Origin of the sequence: Micromonospora sp. TSRI0369, assembly GCF_001905625.1 — a bacterium.
In the GTDB taxonomy this organism is placed as follows: domain Bacteria; phylum Actinomycetota; class Actinomycetes; order Mycobacteriales; family Micromonosporaceae; genus Micromonospora; species Micromonospora echinospora_A.
The window spans coordinates 603,967-623,150 of sequence record NZ_LIVU01000004.1 but is presented as its reverse complement, the minus strand read 5'-3'; the positions used below and the strand labels follow the sequence as shown (position 1 = coordinate 623,150).

Sequence of the window (19,184 nt, the reverse complement as noted above, 5' to 3'; positions counted from 1 at the left end):
GCGTGGCGGACCGGCGGGTCGCGTCCGGTTACCTCCCGATCGCGTGGCGTGGCCGGAATCGGTTAGGGTGCCAGGCATGCCGAGCGACGTGGTCCGCGTGATCTACCGCAAGTACGACGGCAGCGCCCACCGCGACTACCCGGCCCGTCGGCTCGCCGAGGACGATCTCGGCGTCTGGCTCGGCGTGCCCGCCGGCACCGAATCCGTCTACCACGGCCGTCCCTCGGTCGAGCAGATCCCGTTCGTCCTGCTGGTGCCCCACCACGCCTGGTGGACCGGCATGTTCAACCCGCCGCCGCGCACCAGCGAGGTCTACTGCGACATCGCCACCCCGGCCCGCTGGGAGGGTGCGGAGACCGTCCACCTGATCGACCTCGACCTGGACGTGGTGCGCCGCCGTGAGACCGCCCTGGTCGAACTGCGCGACGAGGACGAGTTCGCCGAGCACCGCTCCCGCTTTGGCTACCCGGACGACGTGGTCACCGAGGCCGAGGCGGCCGCCCGCTGGCTGCTCGGCGCGCTCGGCGACGGTACCGAGCCGTTCGCCACGTCGTACCGGAAGTGGCTGGCGCTGGTGGTCTGAGCCGGCTCACCAGCGCGGCGGCCAGGCGGCCTCCGGGCCCAGCGGCGGCAGCTCGCCGACCTTGGCCGGGTTGAGCTGGTTGAACACGCCGGTGATCCGCCCCTCGTGGACGGCGAACGAGGTGACCATCCGGATGGGCCGCCCGTCGCGGTGGAAGAACTCCGACTGCCATCCCAGCGTCCCGTCCACCAGCACCGGCCGTCCGCGCAGGCCGCCGCGCCGCTGGGCCTGGCCGTAGAGGCCGAGCAGCAGGCGGCCGACCGACTCGACGCCGACGACCGGCCGCCGCCCGGCCGGGAAGTGACCGCCCGCGTCGCCGATCGACACCACGTCCGGGGCGAGTACGCGGACCAGCTGCTCCAGCTCACCGGACTCCACCGCCGCGGCGAACGCGTCGAGCACCCGCCGCTGCTCGGCGAGGTCCGCGCTGTGCCGGGGGGCATCCGGCGCGTGCACCGCCCGCCGGGCCCGCGACGCGAGCTGACGCGCCGCCTCCGGCGTGACCGCGAGGACGTCCGCCACGTCGGCGAACGGCACCGCGAACACGTCGTGCAGCACGAACGCCACCCGCTGCTCCGGCGTCAGCCGTTCCAGCACCACCAGCAGCGCGGTGCCGAGCTGGTCGGCCCGTACCGCCCGTTCGGCCGGGTCGGGCGCGAACCCGTCCGCCGCCGGCACGGTGGTCACCACCGGCTCGGGGAGCCACTGACCCGGGTACGCCTCCCGGCGCACCCGGGCGGAGCGGAGCACGTCCAGGCAGATCCGTGAGCAGGTGGTGACGAGCCAGCCGCGCAGATCGCGTACGCGGGCGCGCTGCTCGGGGTCGCTCAGCGCGCCGGTGAAGCGCAGCCAGGTCTCCTGCACCGCGTCCTCGGCCTCGCTGCGGCTGCCGAGCATCCGCCGCGCCACAGCCAGCAGATGCCCCCGTTCCGCTTCGAACTCCCCCGTAAGTTCATCCACCCCCCCATTCTCCCGCCCCGCACACCCCCCTCCCACCCCCGCCCCGGCGCCCCCTCGCCGATCTTGCACTTGCTGCCCCGGCAAACGCCGCTTTCCGGACGCGCAAGGGGCCGCAACTGCAAGATCGGCGGGATGGGGCGGGCGGGAAAGGGCTCCGGGGGTGAGGATCGGGGGATGAGTGAGGTGCTGTGGCCCGAGGGCGGGCCGATGCGGGAACTGCTGCGGGTGGGGCCGGGGCCGGTGGACCTGGCAGCCATCGACCCCCGGTCGACGCCCGGGCTGCCGGCGGAGGCCGGGCGCGGACCCGCGCGCAAGGAGTGGGCGCGGGCCCAGGTCGAGATGGTCGGCGCGGAACTGGGACGGCAGCAGGAGATGCTGTACGCCTCGGCGCAGGGCGCCGCCGGTCCGGGCAGCGCCACGAGCGCGCCGGCCCAGGCGGGCGGGGGACTGGGTGCGGGCCGGCCGCGCCGCGTGCTGCTGGTGCTCCAGGCGATGGACTGCGGCGGCAAGGACGGCGCCGTGAAGCGGGTGGCCGGCGCGATGAACCCGCTGGGGCTGCACATCCGCTCGTTCGGGCCGCCGACCGAGGAGGAGTTGCGGCACGACTTCCTGTGGCGGGTACGACGGGCGCTCCCGCCGCCCGGGTACGTGGGCGTGTTCAACCGCTCGCACTACGAGGACGTGCTGATCGCCCGGGTCGAGGGGCTGGTCGACGAGGCCACCTGGCGGTCCCGGTACGCGATCATCAACGACTTCGAGCGGGAACTGGCCGAGCAGGCGGTGACGGTGATCAAAGTCATGCTGCACATCTCGTACGCCGAGCAGGGCGAGCGGTTGATGGAGCGGCTGACCGACCCGACGAAGTTCTGGAAGTACAACCCCAGTGACCTGGACACCCGGGCACGATGGGACGACTATCAGGCGGCGTACGCCGAGGCGATCGAGCGTTGCGGCAGCGACGACGCGCCCTGGTTCGTGGTCCCGGCGGACCGCAAGTGGTACCGGGACTGGGCGGTGGCCCACCTGCTGCGCGAGACGTTCGAGGGGTTGTATCTGGGGTATCCGGCTGCCGATTTCGACGTTGATCGGGAGCGTGACCGGTTACGGAGTCAGCTCAGCGGGTGATCAGGTGAACGGAAGGTGAACGACCGGTGAATCGGGCTTGACCAGGGGTGGGCCGATCGAAAGCCGCCTGGACGCGATCCCTAGCATGCGCAATGCAGACGCCCGGGCGGCGACGGCCACCCTTCCACCGACACGACGAGGTCCGTGCTGTGAAGTTTTCCTTCCGTCCCACCGAGGGCGCCTTCTACGAGCTCTTCACCAGGGCCGCGCAGAACCTGGTGAAGGGGACCGACCTGCTCAACGAGCTGGGTCTGCCCGGCGCCGACGTGCAGTCGATCAGCGAGCGGCTGACCGACATCGAGCACGACAGCGACCAGATCACGCACGAGCTGTACAAGAAGATCAACTCCACCTTCATCACGCCGTTCGACCGGGAGGACATCTACCGGCTCGGCTCGCTGCTCGACGACGTGATGGACCACCTGGAGGCGGTCGGCAACCTGCTCTACCTGTACGGCCTGACCAAGCTCCCGTCGCTTCCGCGCGAGCTGCACGAGCTGGTGAACGTGCTCGACCTGCAGGCCAAGCTCACCGCCGAGGCGATGCCCCGGCTGAAGTCGATGAAGGACCTCGAGGACTACTGGATCGAGTGCAACCGGCTCGAGAACGACGGCGACCAGGCGTACCGGATGCTGCTGGTACGCCTCTTCTCCGGTGAGTACGACGCGCTCACGGTGCTGAAGATGAAGGAGGTGGCCGACGAGCTGGAGGCCGCCTGCGACGCCTTCGAGCACGTCGCCAACACCGTCGAGACCATCGCGGTCAAGGAGTCCTGATCCAGTGAGTCCCGAACTCATCGCCGTGCTGGCGGTGATCGCGGTCGCCATGGCGTTCGACTACACGAACGGCTTCCACGACGCGGCAAACGCGATCGCCACCAGCATCTCGACCCGGGCGCTGACCCCCCGGATCGCCTTGGCGCTGGCAGCAGTCGGCAACTTCATCGGCGCCCACTTCGGCGCCGGCGTGGCCAAGACGGTCGGCGACGGCCTGGTGACATTGCCGACCGGGGTGGAGAGCCTGGGCGTGGTCTTCGCCGGCGTGCTGGGCGCGATCATCTGGAACCTGATCACCTGGTACTTCGGCCTGCCGTCCTCCTCGTCGCACGCCCTCTTCGGCGGCCTGGTCGGCGCGACCCTGTTCGCCGCCGACGGCATCGTCCAGTGGGGCACCATCATCGAGAAGGTCCTCATCCCGATGGTGCTCTCGCCGGTGGTCGGCCTGGTGCTCGGCTTCCTGGTGATGCTGGCGATCATGTGGCTGTTCCGGAAGGGGCAGCCGGGCAAGCTCAGCCGCGGCTTCCGCTGGGCGCAGACCGCGTCCGCCGCCGCCATGTCGGTCGGCCACGGCATGCAGGACGCCGCCAAGACCATGGGCATCATCGTGCTGGCGCTCTACACCGGCGGCTTCCAGGAGAGCAAGACCCACATCCCGGGCTGGGTCTTCTGGACCTCCGCCGCGATGCTGGCCGCCGGCACGTACGCGGGTGGCTGGCGGATCATCCGGACGCTCGGCCGGAAGATCATCGACCTCGGCCCGGCGGAGGGCTTCGCGGCCGAGACCGTGGCCAGTGCGGTGCTCTACTTCAACGCGCTGGTGCTCAAGGCGCCGATCTCCACCACCCACACGATCACCTCGGCGATCATGGGTGTGGGCTCGACGAAACGGCTCTCCGCGGTGCGCTGGAACGTGGCCGGCAACATCGTGATCGCCTGGATCATCACGTTCCCGGCCGCCGCCGCGATCGCCTGCCTCGCGTACCTGCTGGTCCGGCCCCTGTTCTGAGTGCTGACGTCGAGGGGTTCCCCGCCGTGGCGGGGGACCCCTCACGCGTAGGAGACCCCGATCCGGGCCTTGACGTCGTCGATCAGGCCCATCACCTCGAGCGTGGCGGCGTGCGGCACCAGCGGGCTCTCGGTCAGCCCGGCCGCCAGGCAGCGCTGCACCTCCATCGCCTCGTACTGGTAGCCGCCGCCGGTCAGGTCCGCCGGGATCGTCTCCGGTTCGGCGCCGGCCCGGTGCAGCACCGCGTGCGCGGGCCGGAAGAACAGCTCGGGCAGGTCGATCCGGCCCGTCGTGCCGGTGATCGACGCGGTGATCGCTGTCGCGCCGACCATGCCGCAGCTCAGCGTCGCCACCGCGCCGGAGTCCCAGCCGAGCACCATGCCGGTGTTCTCGTCCACCGCCTCCGGGGTCAGCTTCGCCCAGGCCTGCACGTGCTGCGGCACGCCGAGCACCAGGTGGGCCAGGCTCAGCGGATAGACGCCGAGGTCGAGCAGCGCACCGCCGCCGAGCGTGCGGGCCCGCATCCGGTGCTCCGGCGGGAACGGTCCGGCCACGCCGAAGTCGGCCCGTACGTGCGTGACCTCGCCGATCGCGCCGTCCCGGATCAGCTCCAGCACCCGCAGGATCAGCGGGTTGGTCCGCATCCACATGGCCTCCATGAGGAACAGACCCCGGGCGCGGGCCGTCTCCACCAACTCGGCGGTGGTCGGCAGGTCCAGCGTGCAGGGCTTCTCCACCAGCACGGCCTTACCGCCGGCCAGGCACGCCAGCGCCGCCTCGTGGTGCGCCGCGTGCGGGGTGGCCACGTAGATCGCGTCCACGTCCGGGTCCGCGGCCAGTTCCGCCCATGAGGCGTACGCCCGCGGCACGTCGTGCCGGCGCGCGAACAGTTCGGCGCTCTCGCGGGTACGCGATCCGACCGCCACCAGTTCGGCGTCCGGCACCAGCCGCAGATCGGCGGCGAAACAGGCGGCGATGTGTCCGGTGGCCAGGATTCCCCAACGCGTCATGCCCGGCACGCTATCCCTTCCCGATCCGGGGCCGGGAGGGTGATCCACCGGTCGGGACGGCTCAGCGGGGGGTGTCGGCGGCGGCCCGCGCGGCCAGTTCGATCATCGCCCGCCGCGTCGTCAGCGTCGGCCGGTCGGGTTCCAGGTGCGCATACGCGGCCCAGGCCCCGGTCGAGCCGTCGAGCTGCTCCCGCAGGATGTCGGCGTGCCCGGCGTGCCGGTTGGTCTCGGTCAGCACGTGGACCATGACGTTGAACAGCTTGACGTCGGGGCGGGGCCACCACGGCACATGGCCGGGCGCGTCGATCGCGAGGGCGTCGATTGTCGCGTCCGCGTGCTCCCACGCCCGCCGGTAGCGGCCGATCACCTCCTCGCGGCTCTCGTGCTCGGTCGCCCACATGTCGGCGCCGTCCGGATCCGGGTCGTCCCACCGGGGCAGCGGCTCCGGGAACGGCCTGCCGAACACCTCACCGAGGTACCGGGCCTCCCAGAACGACAGGTGCTTGACCAGCCCGAGCAGGTTGGTGCCGGACGCGGTCAGGGGGCGGCGTACGTCGTACTCGGACAGTCCGTCGAGCTTCCACAGCATGGCCTCGCGGATCTGCCGCAGATCGTCGTGCAGGTATTCCTTCGCGAAATCGTCGATCACGGGTCACGACCCTGCCAGGCGCGGCCGACGGGCGCAGCCCCGTGGCGACGTGACCGGATCGCGCGCTCGCTGCCGGCTCCCGGCGGGGCAGCACCGTCCCCGCTGGTCCGCCCGGGCGGGAACTAGGCTCGGGCGCATGACGATCGACGGCTTCGCCGCACCCCCCGCCCTGGTGGAGCACGCCCGCCGATTCCAGGCCGAGGGCGCCGTACCGGCCGTGCCCCGGGTCGCCGCCACAGTGCTGCTGCTCCGCCCGGCCGGCGACGGATTCGAGGTCTACATGATCCGCCGGGTCGCGGCGATGACGTTCGGCGGCATGTACGCCTTTCCCGGCGGCGGGGTGGACCGCTCCGACTCGGAGGCGCACCTGGGCTGGGCCGGCCCGGACCCGGCGGCGTGGGGGGAACGGCTCGGACTCGATCCGGCCGCCGCGCAGGCGGTGGTGTGCGCCGCCGCCCGCGAGGTCTTCGAGGAGGCGGGCGTGCTGCTCGCCGGGCCGGACCCGGACACGGTGGTCGGCGACGTGAGCGGCGACGACTGGGAGGCGGCCCGGCAGGACCTGGTGGGCCGGCGGGCCGGCTTCGCGGACCTGCTGGCCGGGAAGGGCCTGACGCTCCGGTCCGACCTGCTGCTGCCGTGGAGCCGGTGGATCACGCCGGAGTTCGAGCCGCGCCGCTTCGACACGTACTTCTTCGTCGCCCTGCTGCCCGAGGGGCAGCGGACCCGCGACGTGTCCGGCGAGGCCGACCACACGCTGTGGTTGCGCCCGGCGGACGCGCTGGCCCGCGAGCTGACCATGCTGCCGCCGACCATGGTCACGCTCGCCGAGGTCGCCGCCGCGGGCGACCTCGCCGGAGTGGCGCGGGATGCGGCGGAGCGCGATCCGGGTACGCCGATCCTGCCGTACATCGAGGGGCTGGACGGCGCCGAGCCCCGCTTCCTGCTGCGCTGACCTGCGCCTGCGGTGTTAAGAGGGGCCCCTTCCTCTACCGGAGGCGTTAACAGGGGGCCCCTCCTTACAGCTCAGCCGAAGCGGCCGGTGATGTAGTCCTCGGTCTTCTTCTGGCTGGGGTTGCTGAAGATCTTCTGCGTGTTGTCGTACTCGATCAGGCGGCCCGGGTCGCCGGTCTTCTCGATGGAGAAGAAGGCGGTCCGGTCCGACACCCGCGCGGCCTGCTGCATGTTGTGCGTGACGATGATGATCGTGAACTTGTCCTTGAGCTGGAACATCAGGTCCTCGATGGCCAGCGTGGAGATCGGGTCCAGCGCCGAGCAGGGCTCGTCCATCAGCACCACCTGTGGCTCGACCGCGATGGTGCGGGCGATGCAGAGCCGCTGCTGCTGACCGCCGGACAGGCCCGCGCCGGGCTTGGCGAGGCGGTCCTTCACCTCGTCCCACAGGTTCGCCGAGCGGAGCGCCCGCTCGGCCGCCTCCTCCAGGATCGACTTGCGCCGTACGCCGTTGAGCCGCAGGCCCGCCACCACGTTCTCGAAGATGCTCATGGTGGGGAACGGGTTCGGCCGCTGGAAGACCATGCCGATCATCCGGCGGACCGCCGTGACGTCCACGTCGCGGTCGTAGATGTCCTGGTCGTCGATGGTGAGGCTGCCCTCGACCCGGGCGCCGGGCAGCACCTCGTGCATCCGGTTGATCGACCGCAGGAAGGTGGACTTGCCGCAGCCGGACGGCCCGATCAGGGCGGTGACAGTCTTCGGCTCGACGGTCAGGTTGATGTTCTCGATCGCCTTGAACCCGCCGTAGTAGGCGGTCACGTTCGTGGCTTCGATGCGCTTGGCCATGGTGGCGGTACCTCCGGGGTTCATCGGCCGAGCCGGTTGCGGCGGGACAGCAGCTTCGCCGCCACGGTGAGGACGAGGACGAGGGCGACCAGGGTCAGCGCCGCGGTCCACGCCCGTGCCGGCGAGTACCTCGACGCCTCACCGGCCTGCTGGTAGACGAAGAGGGCCAGCGACGACTGGTTGTTCTCGAACGGGTTGAAGTTGATCGCCGCGCCGCCGCCGGCGACCAGCAGCACCGGCGCGGTCTCACCGGCGGCCCGCGCGATGGCGAGCATGATGCCGGTGACGATGCCGGGCAGCGCCGTCGGCAGCACGACCCGCAGGATCGTCTTCCACTTCGGTACGCCCAGGGCGTACGCGCCCTCGCGCAGCGGCGCGGGCACCAGGCGGAGCATCTCCTCGGTGGAGCGGACCACTGTGGGCAGCATCAGCACGCTCAGCGCCAGCGCGGCGGCGAAGCCGGAGAAGCCCGGCCGCCCGTCGTTGAACCACGGCGAGACGATCAGCACCCAGAAGGCCAGCACGAACAGGCCGGTGACGATCGACGGGATGCCGGTCATCACGTCCACGAAGAAGCGGATGGTGAACGCGAACCGGCCCCGGCCGTACTCGACGATGTAGATCGCGCAGAGCACGCCGAGCGGCACCGTGATCACTGTGGCGATGCCGACCTGCTGCAACGTGCCGACGATCGCGTGGTACGCGCCGCCGTTGGCGTCGCGCGACCCGATGTTGTTCATCGAGGTGCCGAAGAAGTTCGCGTCCAGCCGCTCGGAGCCCTTGCTCACGAGCGTCCAGACCACCGAGGCCAGCGGCAGCACGGCGAGCACGAACGCGGAGTGGATCAGCGCGCTCCAGGTCCGGTTGCGGGCCGACCGGCGGCCCTCCACCGCGTTCGCCGCGGCGAAGAGGCCGGCCAGGTAGAGCAGCGCGCCGACCACCACGACCAGGACCGGGCCGCCGATGCCGGCGCCGTACACGATGCCCGCCGCGAGCAGCAGCGCCGCGACGGCGATGGCCGGAGCGGCGTACGCGGGAAGCCGCCTCGCCCGCAGCGTGGCCGGCTGGGCCGGCGGGCGCGGGCGGCGGGGGGTGAGGGTGGTGGTCATGCGGCCGACTCCGTGAACTCGCGCCGCCGGTAGATGATCGCCCGGGCGGTGATGTTGACGATCAACGTGATCGCGAACAGCACCAGGCCGGAGGCGATGAGCGCGCCGCGGCCGGTGTCGTTCGCCTCGGCGAACCGGTTGGCGATGTTCGCGGCGATCGAGTTGCCGCCGCTGGCCAGGATGTTGAACGAGATGGCGTACGTCGAGCCGAGCGTGAGCGCCAGCGCGATGGTCTCGCCGAGCGCCCGGCCCAGGCCGAGCATCACCGCGGCGATGACGCCCGGACGCCCGTACGGCAGGACGGCGGTGCGGATCATCTCCCAGCGGGTGGCGCCGAGCGCGAGCGCTGCTTCCTCGTTCGCGCTCGGGGTCTGCCGGAACACCTCGCGGGACAGCGAGGTGACGATCGGCAGCACCATGATCGCCAGCACCACGGAGCCGAGCAGGATCGAGTTCCCGTACGGGCCGTCGCCGAAGATCGGGATCCAGCCGAAGTACCTGTTCAGCCACGCGGACAGGTCGGCGACCGGCTGGGCGAAGTAGTCCCGGCCCCACAGGCCGAACACGACGCTCGGCACGGCTGCGAGCAGGTCGATCAGGAAGCCCAGGCCGTTGCCGAGCCGCCGGGGCGCGTAGTGCGACAGGTAGAGGGCGATGCCCAGCGCGACCGGCACCGCCATGAGCAGCGCCAGCAGCGAGCTCAGGACGGTGCCGAAGGCGAGCGCGCCGATGCCGAACTGCGGCGGGTTGTCGTTCGGGAACCAGCCCTCGAACGTCCAGAACGACTCGGTGTTCGCCCGCAGAGCCGGGACGGCCCGGGCGACCAGGAAGATCGCGATCGCCGCGATGACCACCAGGACCGTGGTGCCGGCGGCCAGGGTCAGGCCGCGGAACGCCCGTTCCGCGCCGAAGGCGCGGGCCCGGGGGAGGGCGCCGCCGCCGCCGAGGCCGCCGTCGGGGCGGCCCGGGTTACCGGGGCGCTCGGCCAGACGCGCCGAGGCACCGGCGGGTCGCCCGTGGCTCGTGGCCACGGGGTTCCCGCCGGTGCCGGCGTCGGCCGAGCGGTGAGGGGTGTCACCCATCTGCTCGCTCGCTTCGCGTTGAGGAGGTGTCGGTCGGAGCGTCAGGAGAGGCTCTTGACCGCGGCCTCGACCTTGGTGCGGACGGTCTCGGGCAGCGGGGCGTAGCCGAGCTCGACCAGCTCCTTCTGCCCCTCGGCGCTGGCGGCGTGGCCGAGCAGGCCCTTGACCAGCGGCAGCTTGTCGGCGGCGAGGCCCTTGCTGCAGACGATCTCGTAGGTCGCCAGGACGATCGGGTACGCCCCGGCCTCCTTGGTGTTGTAGTCGATCGACATCTTCAGGTCGTTGCCCTGACCCTCGAACTTGGCGCCGGCGATGGTCTTGCCGGCCGAGTCACCGGTCAGCTCGACGAACTCGCCGTTACCGTTCTTGACCTTCGCCATCTTCAGGTCGGAGTTCTCGGCGTACGACCACTCGACGTAGCTGATGGTGCCGTCGGTGCTCTTGACCTTGCTGGCCACACCGTCGGACTTGGCCGCGCCGACGCCGCCCGGGGCCTTCCACGCCTTGGAGTTGCCGAGCGTCCAGTCCGCCTCGGCGGTCTTGGAGAGGTACTTGGTGAAGTTGTCGGTGGTGCCCGACTCGTCGGAGCGGTGCACCGCCTGGATCGCGGTCGACGGCAGCTTGGCGTCCGGGTTGTCGGCCTTGATCGCCGCGTCGTCCCACTTGGTCACCTTGCCGGCGAAGATCTTCGCCAGGGTGGCCGGGCTGAACTGGAGGTTGTCCGCGCCGCTGACGTTGTAGACCACGGCGACCGGGCCGATCACCATCGGCAGGTTGAGCGCCTGGCCGCCGGTGCACTTGGCGTCGGCCTGCGGCTGCTCCTCCGGCTTGAGGGGGGAGTCCGAACCGGCGAAGTCGGCGGTGCCGGCGATGAAGGCCTGGATGCCGGCGCCCGAGCCGCTGGGCTCGTAGTTGATCGTGGTGCCGGCGCACTTCTGCTGGTACGCCTTGATCCACTCGGCCATGGCGTTCTTCTGGGCCGAGGAGCCCTGCGCGTTCAGCGTGCCCGTCGCGCAGTCCACCGCGGCGGTGGAACCGGAGGCGCCGGCGGGCTCGTTGTTGTCCGAGCCGCAGGCGCTGAGACCGAGAACCGCGGTAAGAGCGAGACAGGCGATGGCGCCGTGCCGCTGGAGCTTCACTTCAGGGGTTTCCCTTCACGTCTTTGGTCAGGTCGCCCGGAGTGCCGGGGGCCGGCGCTGACCGGCTGACACGAAAGGTAGGAGGGCCAGGTGGACGGTTCGCCGGGCGTAAGTGAACGCGCGGTGAACACGTTCAGCCGACGAGATGGCCGCACGCTGAGGAAGGGTTGTCCTGTTCGTGAACTAGCAGCCTGGTATCGCCTTTATGGCGACTTCCAGGGTCGGCGAACGCTCAGCCGAGCTGGTAGTTGACGTGCGCGGACCACATGGCGAAGCCGAGCCGCTCGTAGAGCGCGACAGCGGCGGTGTTGCTCTCGTCCACGTAGAGCATCACCCGGTCCAGCCCGCGCTCGTCGCGCAGGTGGGTCAGGCCGGCCGCGGTGAGCACCCGGCCCAGGCCGCCCCGGTGCGCGGACGGGTCCACGCCGAGCACGTAGACCTCGCCGATGCGGGCCGATCCCTGCTGCTCGTGCACCTTGGTCCAGTGGAAGCCGAGCAGCCGCCCGGTCGTGGAGTCGACGGCGAGCAGGAAGCCGGCACTGTCGAACCACGGCTCGGCGATGCGTACGCGCAGGTCGTCGAGCGTCCATTTGCCCTGCTCGGGATGCTGGGCGAAGGCCGCGTTGTTCACCGCGAGCCACGCCTCGTCGTCCTCGCCCGGACGGAACGCGCGCAGCGTCACGCCGTCGGGCACGACCGGCGCCGGCAACTCGGCGGTCAGCGGGCGGCGCATCTGCCAGAGCACCCGCGCCCGGCTGAAGCCCAGGTCGACAGCGAGCGCGGCGGCCGACGGGTGGTCGCCGTGCGCCCAGGCGCGCAGCGGCCCGGGAGCGGCGTCCACCACTCCCCGGGCCAGCGCCCGGCCGGCTCCCCGCCGCCGGTACGCGGGATGTACGACCAGTTCCGCGCCGACGCCCTCGGCGGGGGCGGTGACGTCGAGATGCGCGTACCCGGTGAGGGTGCCGTCGGTGGTGCGGGCGGTGAGGTGCACCGCGGGCGCCTCGGGGTCGCGCAGCCGCAGCAGCACGTGCTCGTCGAGCGGGTCGGCGCCGTCGGCGTCCCCGGCGGCGCGGGCCATCGCCAGCACCTCCGCGACCTCGGCCGGCGTCAGCCGGTCCGCCCGGTCGATCCCGTCCGGCGTCAGCCGGTCCGCCCAGGCGATCCGGTCGGTTGCGGGACCACTCGTCGGCTCGGGGCTCATCTGAGTCACGGTAGCGGCCGTCCGGCGGCGGTTCGCGCCGGACGAGGGCGGCGGTCGGTGGCGCTCGTCACTGCGGGCCGACGGGCAGCGACTCCAGCTCGAACCGGACCAGCATCTCGGGCAGGAGTTGCTGCAACGCCGCGACCGTGCCGGAGCGGTCCCCGCCCGCGTCGTGCATGAGCACGATCGCCCCCGGCCCCATCTGCGTGCGGATCCTCGTCTCGATGGCGAGCGCGCCCGGCGCCCTCCAGTCCGACGGGTCCACGCTCCAGTGCAGCGGGGTGAGGCCCAGGTCGGCGCAGGCCGAGATCACCGGGCGTGTCCAGGCGCCGCCCGGCTGGCGGTAGTACGCGATCCGCGCGCCCGGCGCGGCGGCCAGGATCGCGTCGTTGGTGCGCAGGATGTCGGCCCGGATCGTCGCCGCGGACCGCTTGCCCAGGTCGACGTCGTGCTCCCAGGAGTGGTTGCACAGCGTGTGGCCCTCGGCCACTATCGACCGGATCAGATCCGGGTGGGCCTCGGCGTTCTCGCCGACGACGCAGAACGTCGCCTTCACGCCGTACTGGGCCAGCAGCGCGAGCACCTGCGGAGTCCAGCGCGGGTCGGGGCCGTCGTCGAAGGTCAGCGCGACCCGGGACGAGCCGGTGGCGACCAGGGTGCCGTACGGGCCGTCGCCGCCCGGCTCGACCGGTGCGGCGTCCGGCGCGGCGTCGGGGCTCGGGCCGGCGGTGGCCCGGCCGCCGGGGAAGTCCGTGCTGGGCGGCTGGTCGGCGTAGTGCGGCCCGGTGAGCGCCGTGGTGGCCCCGGCGTTCGACGGCGGGTGTGCCGGCACCAGGCTGCGGCCGAGCGCGAACGCCGAGCCGAGCAGGCCTGCGAGCACCACGACTACGAGCCCGGCGGCACGCAGCGTCGGGCCCCGCATCAGCGGCACCGGCCGTTCGTGGCCCCCGTGTTCACCGCACGCACCGCCGCCCCCTTTTGCCCGGTAAATCCGGCAGCCAGGATATGGCTGACTGATTGGGCAAAAAGGGCATTCTGCGGAAATGCCCCCTACCGGAGTGGGGCGTGAACGATCAGACCGGCAGCGGGGCGGGCTCCGACTCCGGCAGCGAGCGCGACGGCGGGACGACGAACTTGTAGCCCACCTGGCGCACCGTGCCGATCATCGACTCGTACTCCGAGCCGAGCTTGGCGCGCAGGCGCCGCACGTGCACGTCGACCGTACGGGTGCCGCCGAAGTAGTCGTAGCCCCAGACCTCGCGCAGCAACTGGTCCCGCGTGAACACCCGCCCCGGGTGCTGGGCCAGGAACTTCAACAGCTCGAACTCCTTGTACGTGAGGTCGAGCGGGCGGCCCTTGAGCTTCGCGGCGTAGGTGTCCGGGTCGATGTTCAGCTCACCGGCACGGATCGAGCCGCCGGCGCCGGCAGTGGCGTTGCTCAGCCGGCCGACCGCGAGCCGCAGCCGGGCCTCCACCTCGGCCGGCCCGGCGCCGGCCAGGATCACGTCGTCGACGCCCCAGTCCGCGTTGAGCGCGATCAGGCCCGCCTCGGTGACCACCGCGACCAGCGGCACGCCGAGCCCGGTGGCGTGCAGCATCCGGCACGTGGCGCGCGCCTCGCTCAGTTCGGAGCGGGCGTCCACCAGTACGGCGTCCGGCGTGGGGCCGGACACCAGCGTGCGGACGTCGCGGGGTGCGGTGCGGACCGAGTGCGGCAGCAGGTCGAGTGCCGGCAGCACCGCCGACGGCTCACCGGCCCGTGCGGTCACGAGCAGCAGGAGCTCCACGATCACCTCCGTCCCGGCGGCCCTTCGGCCGCGCGCGACCAGCAACACGCCCGGGTGAGGGCGGCGCTGTGAACTTGCGTGGGTCCCGGCGTCGCTGACGGGCGGGTAACGGCCTGAGCGTAACTGATGGACCGGCCGTCACCTCCGGGGCGCTTTCCCGTTTGCCCTTTCTGCCCATGATCGCGGCGCAGGTTTTAACGTCGCCGAAACCGGGACCTCCGCCGAGCCGCCCGGGTCTGGCACGATCGGAGCGTGTTTCCCTCCACCTCGCGCGACACCGGTCGTGACCCGTGGCCCGACGGTCCGCCTCCCGGGCCGTCCGGGCCCGCCCGTGGCTACCCTCCCGCCCCGCGTACCGGCCCCGGCGACGAGGAGGGGGAGCCGCAGGAGCGGAAGGGACCGCGCCGGCTGCGCAAGGGCGGTCCCGGCCGGCGGCCCGACGACGAGTCCGACGAGGTGCCCGAGGAGGAGCTGCCACCGGTCCCGGTCCGCCGGCCGCTGGCGCTCACCGTCGCCGGCTTCGCCGCGCTGCTCGGCGTCGGCCTGGTGCTCGGCGCGCAGACCTCCGGCCCTGGGCACCGGCTGCCGTTCGCGGCCATCATCTTCGGCGTCCAGCTGCTCTTCGTGCTCGCCTGGACGATGGCCATGCGCCCGCCCGCGCTGCTGGTCGTCGCTCTGGTCAGCGCCGGCACGGCCGTGATCGCCGACGTGGCGGCCGTGCAGTCGGACATCGCCGGCCTGGCCCCGCTCGGCTACGCCGCGGCCGCCGGGCTCCTGCTCGCCGTGCTGGGGCAGCTCGTCCGGCGGGTGGACCGGGTCCGGGTGACCGACTCGCTCGGCGGCACCCTGCTCATCGTGGTGGGCGTGGTCGCCTTCGGCACGCTCATCGTGCTCAGCCGGATTCCCAAGGGCACCCAGGCGATCACCGTCTGCCTTACCGCCGCCGGGGTGGGGCTGCTGGTGGCGCGGCTCACCGACGCGGTCGCGCCGTGGCCGCGGCTCGCCCCGCAGGTGCCGCGCGGAGCGGCCGGCGTGGTCGCGGGCGCGATGCTCGGCACCCTCACCAGCGCCGTGCTCGGCAGCTACCTGGTCGGTTTCACGCCGACCAGCGCCGCACTTGTCGGCGTGGTCAGCGCGGCCACCGCCGTCCTGGCCGACCTCGCCGTCGGGTACGCCGAGGCGGGCCGCCTGATGGCCGGTGAGCCTCCGACGATGTGGGTGGCCCGGCACATGCAGGGGCCACTGGGCGGGTTCGCGCTGGCCGCGCCGGCCGCGTACGCGATGTGCGTACTGTTCCTCTGACGCGATTGGGGAAGATTCGCCTCGGGTAAGTACGGTTGCGCCGCGAGACGCGGTGACGGCGGCGAGGACGGGAGGCGGCGTGGCAGAGGCGTATCCGGCAGAGGGCCGACCGCGGCGACGCGGCCGGAAGGTGCTGATCGGCTTCGTCGTCCTGCTGCTGGTGCTGGCCGGGCTGCTCGTCGTCGCCGACCGGGTCGCCGCGGGCGTCGCCGAGCGGGCGATCGCCGACCAGGTGCGGCAGGAGATCGCCAAGCAGGACGCGCAGTCCGCCGCGCCGCAGGTCGAAGTGGGTGGCTTTCCGTTCCTCACCCAGGTGCTCGACGGCCGGTACCAGCGCATCACCATCCAGCTCACCGACGTGCGTGGCGCCGTCCAGGGTGACGCGGTGGAGGTGCCGAAGCTGGACGTGGACGCGCGCAACGTGACCGCGTCGCTGGACACGCTGCGCTCCGGCCGGGGCGACGTGGTGGCCGAGAGCGTGGACGGGCGGGGCACCGTCACCTACGAGAGCCTGGCCAAGCTGCTGGACCGCCCCGGGCTGACGCTCGGCGAGCGGAACGGCAAGCTCGCCGTGACGGCTCCGGTGGACATCCTCGGCGTCAAGCTCACCGTCAACGGCACCGCCGACGTCACGGTGGCCGGTGGCAAGGTCGCGCTGCGCTTCAACGACCTCACCGCCGACGGCCTGCCGAACGTGCCACTGGCCCGGGCCGCGCTGACCCGGTACGCGCAGGGCATCTCGATCGACGTGCCGCTGCCGGAGCTGCCGTTCCAGCTCAACCTGCGCAAGGTGGAGCCGAAGCCGGAGGGCCTGGTGGTCACGGCGGACGCGGCGAACGTGCCCATCAACTCCGCCGGCTGACCAGCCGGCCTGCCGTCAACTCAGCCGGCTGACCAGCCGGACGGTTGTCCCGGATGCTGGTCGGCCTGGTGGCACTGTGGGCGTGGGCTGGTAATCTCCCTGCCCATGGGGACCCACCTCACCAAACGGCGCGCGGTCGACCTGTGCCGCGTGGCCACCTGCCTGTGTCGCCCCGTCATCTGACGGCGGGGCTGTCTCCGGCCGCCTGAACGGCGGCCACCCAGGGTCCACGAACCTCTCCCGGTTCCCCCTCAACGCCCGGCAGCGGCGCCGTCGCACGTACCCGTGATCCGTTCCTAGCTCTGGGTCCCGCGCGTGGTGCGACAACAATCGACATCGATTTCCGCGCGCAGGCTCACCAACCATCCTCACCAGGGAGTGATCTGATGAGTCGCGACACCGCACTCGTTTCGGCCGAGTGGGCCGAGAAGAACCTCGACGCCCCGGGCGTCGTCTTCGTCGAGGTCGACGAGGACACCTCGGCCTACGAAACCGGGCACATCGCCGGCGCCGTCAAGCTCGACTGGCGCACCGACCTCCAGGACCAGATCCGCCGGGACTTCGTCAACAAGTCCCAGTTCGAGGCGCTGCTGTCCGACCGGGGCATCGCCAACGACGACACCGTGATCCTGTACGGCGGCAACAACAACTGGTTCGCCGCGTACGCGTACTGGTACTTCAAGCTCTACGGCCACGGCGACGTCAAGCTGCTCGACGGCGGCCGCAAGAAGTGGGAGCTGGACGCGCGTCCGCTCGTCACCGACGTGGTGGAGCGGCCGAAGACGCAGTACGTCGCGCAGGAGCCGGACACCTCGATCCGCGCGTTCCGCGACGAGGTGGTCGCCGCGATCGGCACCAAGAACCTGGTCGACGTGCGCAGCCCCGACGAGTTCGCGGGCCGTCTGCTCGCCCCCGCCCACCTGCCGCAGGAGCAGGCGCAGCGGGCCGGTCACATCCCGACCGCGATCAGCGTCCCGTGGTCCAAGGCGGCGAACGAGGACGGCACGTTCAAGTCCGACGACGAGCTGCGCAAGATCTACGCCGACGCCGGGCTGGACGACAGCAAGGAGACGATCGCGTACTGCCGGATCGGCGAGCGCTCCTCGCACAGCTGGTTCGTGCTCCAGGAGCTGCTCGGGCACCGCAACGTGAAGAACTACGACGGTTCCTGGACCGAGTACGGCTCGCTCGTCGGCGTGCCGGTGGCGCTCGGCGACGAGCCCGGGGAGGCCTGATGACCGCCGCCTCCGCCGCCTCGACGGCTGCCGCCGGCTGCGCCGCGCCGGACCAGGCCGCCCCCCTCCCGGCGAGCCTGGACCTGGAGAAGGAAACCGTCATCACCGGCCGTGTGCTGTCCGAGTCCGGCGAGGTCGTGCCGGGCGCGTACGTGCGGCTGCTCGACTCCACGGGTGAGTTCACCGCCGAGGTGGTGACGTCGCCGGCCGGGCAGTTCCGGTTCTTCGCCGCGCCGGGCTCGTGGACGCTGCGGGCGCTGTCCCGCCACGGCAACGGCGACACCGCCGTGGACGCGGCTCGCGGGATCAACGAGGTGACCGTCTCGGTCTCCGCCTGACCCACGCTCTGATCGTGGCCCGCCACCCACAGGGGTGGCGGGCCACGAGCCGTTCCGGCGAGGGTACGTCCCGGCCGTGGCTGGCAGGCTGGACGGCGGCGCGCCCCGGACGCGCCGGAGGGGGATGAGGTGCCCGACGACGCCGCTGACCACGCGATTCGCTATCTGATCGACTTCATCGACGGCAACCGGGGCGAGACGATCGCCCGCGAGCTCCAGCGCGCCGACGGGTCCGGCCGCACGCGCCCGTTCGACGTCTCGGTCGCCAGCCTCGACACGGACCTGTCGTTCCTCACGAAGCGGGCCACGCTCGTCACCGCCAAGCTGGTCCTCTCCCAGCCCGGCGGCAAGCACCGCTATCTGGTCAACCGGGAAACCTGCAAGTGGTGCGGCAAGGACCCGGAGCGCTGCGGCCCGGACTGCCGGTACAAGGACATCCAGATCGACCAGCTCTTCGCCGAGTGCGACGACCTGCACCGCCTCGGCGCGTACCTGCGGGACTGCGCGCCGCTGCTGGAGCAGGGGCAGCTCGTCTACTTCCCGCAGACCTTCCGCCGCCGCCACCTGGAGTCACGCGCGCCGGACGCGCAGTCCACCTCCTCGCTGTTCAACAGCGTGGGTCAGATCGAGCTGGGCGACAACCCGGACCGCACGCTCGACCTGATCGTCAAGGGGCACCGCGTCGTCGACGTGCCGAGCGGGGATCCGGTGAAGGCGCGGCTGGTGACCCCACTGCTCCAGCTCGACCTGCCGATGCTGGAGGGCACCTCGCTGCGGGACTACTGCGCCATCCTGACCCAGGAGAGCGACGCGCTCGCCGCGACCCAGGCGTACCTGCGGGGCCGGATGCTGGACGTCGACACGGATCCGGACAAGGCGCTGGTGCAGCTCGCGAAGCTCGACGCGGAGATCCAGGAGGGGGTGCGGGCGGCTCGCTCCGAGGTCGCCCGGGTGGCCCGGCGCTCGGCCGTGCAGGCCGCGGGCGCCGCGGTGGCGACTGTCGCCGCGACGCTGGTGGCGGTCGAGGGCACCCACCTGGCGCCGGTGCTCGGCATGCTGGGCGCGGGCGGGTTCTTCTCCGCGGTGCTCGCCGCCGACCAGTACGCCGACCGCCGTGGCGAGCTGCGGCAGCGCCCCTTCTACCTGCTGTGGCTGCTGTCCCGCCGGTCCGTCCCGGCCTGACCGGGAGTGCCGAGGCGCGGCCGGGCGCCTCGCCG

21 protein-coding genes are annotated in these 19,184 nt (G+C 72.0%); 11 read left to right on the top strand and 10 right to left on the bottom strand.

Annotated elements, in window-relative coordinates; genetic code table 11:
- Positions 1–76 precede the first annotated feature (76 nt).
- Positions 77–583, top strand: a complete 507-nt coding sequence (locus AMK25_RS15850; protein WP_073829121.1) for a DUF402 domain-containing protein — start codon at positions 77–79, stop codon at positions 581–583.
- A 6-nt stretch (positions 584–589) separates the two neighbouring features.
- Here AMK25_RS15850 and sigJ read toward each other — a convergent pair whose 3' ends face one another.
- Entirely contained in the window at positions 590–1,543 is a 954-nt protein-coding gene (gene sigJ, locus AMK25_RS15845) for an RNA polymerase sigma factor SigJ (RefSeq protein WP_073829120.1), read from the bottom strand.
- Positions 1,544–1,717: 174 nt separating this feature from the next.
- On the opposite strand from sigJ, the gene AMK25_RS15840 reads away from it, so the two are divergent.
- The 3 genes from AMK25_RS15840 (at position 1,718) to AMK25_RS15830 (ending at position 4,453) form a co-directional block, all read left to right on the top strand.
- Positions 1,718–2,668: a PPK2 family polyphosphate kinase gene (locus AMK25_RS15840; protein WP_073829119.1), complete on the top strand. Its 951-nt coding sequence runs from the start codon at positions 1,718–1,720 to the stop codon at positions 2,666–2,668.
- A gap of 149 nt (positions 2,669–2,817) precedes the next feature.
- Complete coding sequence (locus AMK25_RS15835) at positions 2,818–3,444, top strand: DUF47 domain-containing protein (RefSeq protein ID WP_030504473.1); 627 nt, start codon at positions 2,818–2,820, stop codon at positions 3,442–3,444.
- Between the two features lie 4 nt (positions 3,445–3,448).
- Positions 3,449–4,453, top strand: a complete 1,005-nt coding sequence (locus AMK25_RS15830) for an inorganic phosphate transporter (RefSeq protein WP_073829118.1) — start codon at positions 3,449–3,451, stop codon at positions 4,451–4,453.
- A gap of 41 nt (positions 4,454–4,494) precedes the next feature.
- Here the strand turns inward: AMK25_RS15830 and AMK25_RS15825 are convergent, their stop codons facing one another.
- On the bottom strand, positions 4,495–5,463 hold the full coding sequence (locus AMK25_RS15825) for a Gfo/Idh/MocA family protein (protein ID WP_073829117.1): 969 nt from the start codon (positions 5,461–5,463) through the stop codon (positions 4,495–4,497).
- 61 nt (positions 5,464–5,524) lie between these two features.
- Positions 5,525–6,112 (bottom strand): DinB family protein, encoded by a 588-nt coding sequence (locus tag AMK25_RS15820; RefSeq protein WP_073829116.1) that lies wholly within the window; start codon positions 6,110–6,112, stop codon positions 5,525–5,527.
- A gap of 136 nt (positions 6,113–6,248) precedes the next feature.
- On the opposite strand from AMK25_RS15820, the gene AMK25_RS15815 reads away from it, so the two are divergent.
- Positions 6,249–7,064, top strand: a complete 816-nt coding sequence (locus tag AMK25_RS15815; protein WP_073829115.1) for an NUDIX hydrolase — start codon at positions 6,249–6,251, stop codon at positions 7,062–7,064.
- A 71-nt stretch (positions 7,065–7,135) separates the two neighbouring features.
- Here AMK25_RS15815 and pstB read toward each other — a convergent pair whose 3' ends face one another.
- The 7 genes from pstB to AMK25_RS15780 form a co-directional block, all read right to left on the bottom strand.
- Entirely contained in the window at positions 7,136–7,912 is a 777-nt protein-coding gene (gene pstB, locus AMK25_RS15810; RefSeq protein WP_013288829.1) for a phosphate ABC transporter ATP-binding protein PstB, read from the bottom strand.
- Positions 7,913–7,932: 20 nt separating this feature from the next.
- Positions 7,933–9,021 (bottom strand): phosphate ABC transporter permease PstA, encoded by a 1,089-nt coding sequence (gene pstA / locus AMK25_RS15805; RefSeq protein WP_073829114.1) that lies wholly within the window; start codon positions 9,019–9,021, stop codon positions 7,933–7,935.
- On the bottom strand, positions 9,018–10,103 hold the full coding sequence (gene pstC, locus AMK25_RS15800; protein WP_073829113.1) for a phosphate ABC transporter permease subunit PstC: 1,086 nt from the start codon (positions 10,101–10,103) through the stop codon (positions 9,018–9,020). Before pstC ends, pstA begins: the two co-directional genes overlap by 4 nt.
- Positions 10,104–10,144: 41 nt before the next feature.
- Positions 10,145–11,242 (bottom strand): phosphate ABC transporter substrate-binding protein PstS, encoded by a 1,098-nt coding sequence (gene pstS / locus AMK25_RS15795; protein ID WP_073829112.1) that lies wholly within the window; start codon positions 11,240–11,242, stop codon positions 10,145–10,147.
- Positions 11,243–11,474: 232 nt separating this feature from the next.
- Positions 11,475–12,443, bottom strand: coding sequence for a mycothiol synthase (gene mshD / locus AMK25_RS15790; RefSeq protein WP_274534171.1), 969 nt, complete (start codon positions 12,441–12,443; stop codon positions 11,475–11,477).
- A 67-nt stretch (positions 12,444–12,510) separates the two neighbouring features.
- Positions 12,511–13,365 (bottom strand): polysaccharide deacetylase family protein, encoded by an 855-nt coding sequence (locus AMK25_RS15785; protein ID WP_073829348.1) that lies wholly within the window; start codon positions 13,363–13,365, stop codon positions 12,511–12,513.
- A gap of 151 nt (positions 13,366–13,516) precedes the next feature.
- Positions 13,517–14,236, bottom strand: a complete 720-nt coding sequence (locus tag AMK25_RS15780) for a winged helix-turn-helix transcriptional regulator (RefSeq protein WP_176722767.1) — start codon at positions 14,234–14,236, stop codon at positions 13,517–13,519.
- Between the two features lie 246 nt (positions 14,237–14,482).
- On the opposite strand from AMK25_RS15780, the gene AMK25_RS15775 reads away from it, so the two are divergent.
- From AMK25_RS15775 to AMK25_RS15755, 6 genes are all read left to right on the top strand, one after another.
- Positions 14,483–15,532, top strand: coding sequence for a hypothetical protein (locus AMK25_RS15775; protein ID WP_073829111.1), 1,050 nt, complete (start codon positions 14,483–14,485; stop codon positions 15,530–15,532).
- Between the two features lie 79 nt (positions 15,533–15,611).
- Positions 15,612–16,394, top strand: a complete 783-nt coding sequence (locus tag AMK25_RS15770; RefSeq protein WP_073829110.1) for an LmeA family phospholipid-binding protein — start codon at positions 15,612–15,614, stop codon at positions 16,392–16,394.
- A 105-nt stretch (positions 16,395–16,499) separates the two neighbouring features.
- Complete coding sequence (locus AMK25_RS33090) at positions 16,500–16,577, top strand: Ms5788A family Cys-rich leader peptide (RefSeq protein ID WP_310503780.1); 78 nt, start codon at positions 16,500–16,502, stop codon at positions 16,575–16,577.
- Between the two features lie 203 nt (positions 16,578–16,780).
- A complete protein-coding gene (locus tag AMK25_RS15765; protein ID WP_073829109.1) occupies positions 16,781–17,629 on the top strand; it encodes a sulfurtransferase in 849 nt (282 codons plus the stop codon).
- Positions 17,629–17,967: a DUF1416 domain-containing protein gene (locus tag AMK25_RS15760; RefSeq protein WP_073829108.1), complete on the top strand. Its 339-nt coding sequence runs from the start codon at positions 17,629–17,631 to the stop codon at positions 17,965–17,967. Before AMK25_RS15765 ends, AMK25_RS15760 begins: the two co-directional genes overlap by 1 nt.
- 129 nt (positions 17,968–18,096) lie before the next feature.
- Positions 18,097–19,149, top strand: coding sequence for a hypothetical protein (locus AMK25_RS15755; protein ID WP_073829107.1), 1,053 nt, complete (start codon positions 18,097–18,099; stop codon positions 19,147–19,149).
- The last annotated feature ends 35 nt before the right edge of the window (positions 19,150–19,184 follow it).

Coding starts and splice junctions, on each gene's coding strand:
- AMK25_RS15850 (WP_073829121.1), top strand. CDS start 77: ATGCCGAGCGACGTGGTCCGCGTGATCTACCGCAAGTACGACGGCAGC.
- AMK25_RS15840 (WP_073829119.1), top strand. CDS start 1,718: ATGAGTGAGGTGCTGTGGCCCGAGGGCGGGCCGATGCGGGAACTGCTG.
- AMK25_RS15825 (WP_073829117.1), bottom strand. CDS start 5,463: ATGACGCGTTGGGGAATCCTGGCCACCGGACACATCGCCGCCTGTTTC.
- AMK25_RS15815 (WP_073829115.1), top strand. CDS start 6,249: ATGACGATCGACGGCTTCGCCGCACCCCCCGCCCTGGTGGAGCACGCC.
- pstB (WP_013288829.1), bottom strand. CDS start 7,912: ATGGCCAAGCGCATCGAAGCCACGAACGTGACCGCCTACTACGGCGGG.
- pstA (WP_073829114.1), bottom strand. CDS start 9,021: ATGACCACCACCCTCACCCCCCGCCGCCCGCGCCCGCCGGCCCAGCCG.
- pstC (WP_073829113.1), bottom strand. CDS start 10,103: ATGGGTGACACCCCTCACCGCTCGGCCGACGCCGGCACCGGCGGGAAC.
- mshD (WP_274534171.1), bottom strand. CDS start 12,443: ATGAGCCCCGAGCCGACGAGTGGTCCCGCAACCGACCGGATCGCCTGG.
- AMK25_RS15785 (WP_073829348.1), bottom strand. CDS start 13,365: ATGCGGGGCCCGACGCTGCGTGCCGCCGGGCTCGTAGTCGTGGTGCTC.
- AMK25_RS33090 (WP_310503780.1), top strand. CDS start 16,500: ATGGGGACCCACCTCACCAAACGGCGCGCGGTCGACCTGTGCCGCGTG.
- AMK25_RS15765 (WP_073829109.1), top strand. CDS start 16,781: ATGAGTCGCGACACCGCACTCGTTTCGGCCGAGTGGGCCGAGAAGAAC.
- AMK25_RS15760 (WP_073829108.1), top strand. CDS start 17,629: ATGACCGCCGCCTCCGCCGCCTCGACGGCTGCCGCCGGCTGCGCCGCG.